General features: G+C 69.0%; 4 protein-coding genes. 1 reads left to right on the forward strand and 3 read right to left on the reverse strand.

Features of this window, described 5'->3' with window-relative positions; genetic code table 11:
• The 3 genes from ADBZ5U_RS14380 to ADBZ5U_RS14390 all read right to left on the reverse strand — a co-directional run.
• The coding region (locus tag ADBZ5U_RS14380; RefSeq protein ID WP_526811311.1) for an acyl-CoA dehydrogenase family protein at positions 1-1046 on the reverse strand (1046 nt) is incomplete at its 3' end.
• Between the two features lie 86 nt (positions 1047-1132).
• On the reverse strand, positions 1133-2023 hold the full coding sequence (locus ADBZ5U_RS14385; protein WP_526811313.1) for an SDR family NAD(P)-dependent oxidoreductase: 891 nt from the start codon (positions 2021-2023) through the stop codon (positions 1133-1135).
• Between the two features lie 114 nt (positions 2024-2137).
• Entirely contained in the window at positions 2138-2341 is a 204-nt protein-coding gene (locus tag ADBZ5U_RS14390; RefSeq protein WP_526811315.1) for a cold-shock protein, read from the reverse strand.
• 482 nt (positions 2342-2823) lie between these two features.
• On the opposite strand from ADBZ5U_RS14390, the gene ADBZ5U_RS14395 reads away from it, so the two are divergent.
• Positions 2824-4485 (forward strand): NERD domain-containing protein, encoded by a 1662-nt coding sequence (locus tag ADBZ5U_RS14395; RefSeq protein WP_526811317.1) that lies wholly within the window; start codon positions 2824-2826, stop codon positions 4483-4485.
• The last annotated feature ends 201 nt before the right edge of the window (positions 4486-4686 follow it).

Raw genomic sequence — 4686 nt, forward strand, 5'->3', positions numbered from 1 at the left:
ATGACGCGCTCACCCTCGCTGGTCACCTTGGCCTTGGTGATCGGGTTGAACAACAGGAACCGGCGGTCGTCCTCGCCGGCGCAGCGGAAGTAGTCGGTGGATCGGGCGGCGAAGATCTTCATCGCGACCAGGCGGGCGTAGGCGTCGCCCAGCATCCGCCGCACGTGGGGGAAGTCGGTGACCCGGTTGCCGTACAGAATCCGGTTGTGGGCGTGGGTCACCGCCTCGTAGAAGGAGTGCTCGCAGATGCCGATGCTGGCCCAGCCCAGGTTGACCTTGCCGACGTTGACGGTGGCCAACGCGGCGTCGAAAGCCGCCTTGCCGGTGTGCAGGATGTCCTGCGGCGCCACCGGGTAGTCGTGGAGATTGAACGCGGCGACGAACATCTGCCCGGCGACCACGTTCTTGAGCAGTTTGTAGCCGGGGTGGCTCGGGTCGACGAGGAAGAACACGTGCTCGCCGGGATGCTCGGGGTCGTCGGCGGCGAACTTGCCGTACACGCTCAGCCGTCCGGCGGCGTTGCCGTTGCCGATGTACCACTTTCCGCCGCCGGCGCGGTAGCCGTCCTCGGTGCGGGTCAGGATCACGTCCGAGGAGTAGATGTCGGCGCCGTGCTCGCGCTCGGACAGCCCGAACCCGAAGATGTCGCCTTGGCCGAGCAGAGTGGCGACCTGCTTGCGGGCCTGCTCGTTGGAACTCAGCCACACCGGACCCAGTCCCAGCACCGTCACCTGCCAGGCGTACCAGTGCGCCAGGGAGTAGAAGCCGAGGATCTCGTTGAGTTCGTTGATCCGGGCCAGATCCCAGCGGGCGCCGTCGTCCCCGACCAACGCCCCCACCTCGGCCGGGGTGCCGAAGGTGGCGAAGATCCTGTTGTCGGCCACCACCTGGAGGAAGTCGGTGTACCACTCGCCGGAGTAGTGCTCGGCGTTGCTGCGGGCCAGGCCCTTGGCCTCGAAGAAGTCGACGAGCGCCAGCAGTTGGGCGCGGGTGTCCGCGTCGAACGACTTCGGGTCGTAGGTGCTCGGGTTGAACAGCAAAGACATGAGGGTCCACTCCTGGGCATGACGGATCGCCGGAAACCCAAGCCTACTTAGGGGTCCGGCGGGGCCGGGGAATTGCCGCCGGACACCTACGGGGACAGCGTCGTGCCGGTTTCGCGTTCGGCGAAAGCGACGAGGTCTCCGGCGGCCGCGTAGTCGCAGGCGACCGGCGAGCGGCCGATGAGAACGGGTCCCCCGCGCAGGCCGAACCTGCCGGTGACACCGACATAGCTGCCGGGCGGGATCGGTTCGCCGATGCAGTACAGCGTCGGCGCCGCGCCCTCCTCGATGCTGTTGGCCACCCGGTCGGCGACGAACTTGACGGTCCGGTGGGCCAGTGCCAGCAGCGGTCTGTCCGAGACGTGCGACAGGTTCGACGCCACCCACCCCGGGTGGGTCAGTTGGGTGACGACCTCGGAGCGGGCGGCCCGTAGTCGCCGGTCGAGTTCCAGGCCCCACAGCATCACCGCCAGCTTCGACCGGGCGTAGGCGCCCATCGGGGTCCAGTCGTGGCGGCGCAGGTGCATATCGTCGGGCCGCAGCGTGGCCGAGCGGTGGGATTCCGATCCCACCAGGATGATCTGTGAAACAACCTGGGGCAGTAGCAGGTTCGTCAGCGCGAAGGGCCCCAGGAAATTGGTGCCGAGGGTCGTCTCGAAGCCGTCGACCGTCTCGGTGCGTCGCTCGGTCAGGGTGCCGGCGTTGTTGATCAGGATGTCGACGCCGCCGTCGAGCAGATCGGGGAAGGCGCGCACCGAACTCAGGTCGGCCAGGTCCAGTTTGAGCACCGACGTCGAGCCGCCGATCTCGGCCGCCCGGCGCCGGCCCAGGTCGGTGTCGCGCACCGCCAGAATCACGTGGGCCCCTGCTGCGGCCAGGGCGGTGGCCGTCGCAAGCCCGACGCCGTTGGTGGCCCCGGTCACGATCACCCGCTTGGAAGTCAGGTTGCCGAGCCGGCTCGACGACCACGCGGCGGTCACGGCGACCAGCCTACGGCCCGGGCGTGTCCGCGCGCCGGTGGCGGAACACCGTCTAACGTCCGGGAAGGGAGGGGGGCCCGGCAGGCGAAACCTGCCGGGCCCCCTCACTTCGACCTACTCGGGTCGGACAGCGAGCGCCTGGGGGCCCTTGGGGCCCTGGCCGATTTCGAACACGACCCGCTGATTCTCATCCAGCGAGCGGTAGCCGCTGCCGCTGATCTCGGAGAAGTGGACGAAAACGTCCTCCGCGCCACCGTCGGGCGAGATGAAGCCGAAGCCCTTCTCGCTGTTGAACCACTTCACAGTTCCCTGTGCCATTGCTTTACTTCTCTCATCCGATGTCTGAAGTCGACATCCTCAAGCCGGACTGAACGGATCGCAGGCCGGCATCTCCGCACCGTCTCGGTGCGGAAGCTCGCCAATCGTGTTGGCCTATCGGGGAATCGGGGGATCCTGATCGGAGAACTTCGGGTTCTCGATGGGGTCACCGGCGCCCTCATAGGTCGGCGGCACGTACTGCGACTCCACGGGGTGGGAAAACAAACCGTCGTTCAATGGATTTTCTCTCCTGCGAACCGGCACAGACTTCCGGTCGGGCGATGCGATCGAGCCGCGATGGCGGTCCGTGCGCCGGACCTACGTTCTGCGACGCCATGAAGGCGCAAGCGACTCTTGCTCCTAATGCTACACGGCTCCCGGCTGCACCGGTCCCGCCGACCCACCCGACGAAGATCTCCTGTCCGAGCCAGCGGTCGCCTTACGATGACCCCGTCACGGGGTCGGCAGGGGAGGAGGGGCGGATGCCCATCGCCCTGCCCGAGGATCCCCGGTTGGCCAACGACAGCGAACGCCGGGTGTGGGACGCGCTCCGCGCGCAACTGGGCGATCACGACGTCGTCATCGCCGGCAAGCGGGTCACCGACCATCTCAAGGACCACGAGATCGACTTCGTCGTCGCCCTCGAGGGCGCCGGCATCGTCTGCATCGAGGTGAAGGGCGGTGAGGTGTGGCACGACGGCACCACCTGGCTGCAGCGCAGCCGCCGCAACGGCCACGTCAAGGCCCTCGACCCGGTCCGGCAGGTCCGCCAGGCCCGCTACGCGTTGCGCGACTTCGTCGAATCCGACCCGCGCTGGACCCAGGACCGGCCCCGGTGGAACCACGTCGTGGTCCTCACCGACAGTGCGGTGCCCGGCGATTTCGCGCTGTCGGACTGCCCGCGGTGGATGGTCATCGACCGCGACGAGATCGGGTCGCTCGGGGAGAAACTGCGCGAGATCCTGCTCAGCCAGGAGACCGACCGCCCCCTGCTCGGCGCGACCGCCGCCGGGCAGTTGCAGACCGCACTGGGCGGCCGCGGCCTGCCCCAGCGCGACGTCGTCGCCCGCGCCCTGGAGAACGAGAACGCCGCCGACATCCTCAACGAGCAGCAGGCCGTCATCCTCGCCGCCACCCGGCTGTTGAACCGGGTGGAGATCCGCGGCGGCGCCGGCAGCGGCAAGACGTTCATGGCACTCGAGCAGGCCCGCAGGCTGGCCAACCAGGGTCAGCGGGTGGCGCTGATCTGCTACTCGCACGGACTGGCCTCCTACCTCAAACGGATCACCGCCGGCTGGAATCGCCGTCAGCAGCCCGGCTACGTCGGGGAGTTCCACAGCCTCGGCATCGAGTGGGGCGCCCCGGAGGGCCCCGACGAACTCGAGCGCACCAAGGAGACCTCCCGGTTCTTCGAACACGATCTGCCCGCCGCCATGCTGGAGTCGGCGGCCGGACTGCCGGACGGGCAACGCTTCGACGCCATAGTGATCGACGAAGCCCAGGACTTCGCCGACAGCTGGTGGGAGCCGGTGCTCGCGGCGCTGCGCGACCCCGACGAGGGCGGGCTGTACGTGTTCATCGACGAGGGGCAGCGGGTGTTCGACCGCCAGGGCACCCCGCCGGTGCCGTTGGTGCCGCTGATCCTGGACCAGAACATCCGCAACACCCGCCAGATAGCGAAGGCCTTCCAGCCACTGGTCGATCACCCGATGCGGTTCCTGGGCGGCGACGGCCCGGAGGTCCGGTTCGTCGCCGGCGGGGCCGAGGAGGTCCTCGACATCGGCGACGACCAGGTCGAGGCACTGCTCGAGGAGGGCTGGCGGCCCGAGGACGTGGCCCTGCTGACCACCGGCAGCCGTCACAACGAACAGAAGGCCCGCCAGGCCGGGGGCAACCAGGCCTACTGGGACAGCTTCTGGGACGCCGAGCAGGTGTTCTACGGCCACGTGCTGGGGTTCAAGGGCCTGGAGCGCCGGGCCGTCGTGCTGGTGGTCAACGACCAGCACGCCCTCGAGCGCGCCCGGGAACGCCTCTACGTCGGTCTGTCCCGGGCCCGTGACCAACTGGTGGTGTGCGGTGACCCGCAGTTCATCCTCGAGTTCGGCGGCCCGGACGTAGCCCGCCGGCTCGGCATCGGCGGCTGACTGCCGGGCGCGGGCCCGCCCTGAGCAGTGCCGACCGTGCGGTTTCGTGCACGACACGCCGTTGCAGCCGTTGAAATCCGCACGCTCGAGGGCCGGGCAGCGACACTCAGACCGATCCGCTGGCGCGGGATGCCCTGCGGCGCTGGGCCGGCCGGCCCGGACGCCCCTGCGGGGATCCGGGAACACGTCGGCGCTGCTGCC

This window comes from Mycobacterium sp., assembly GCF_040398885.1.
GTDB lineage: Bacteria > Actinomycetota > Actinomycetes > Mycobacteriales > Mycobacteriaceae > Mycobacterium.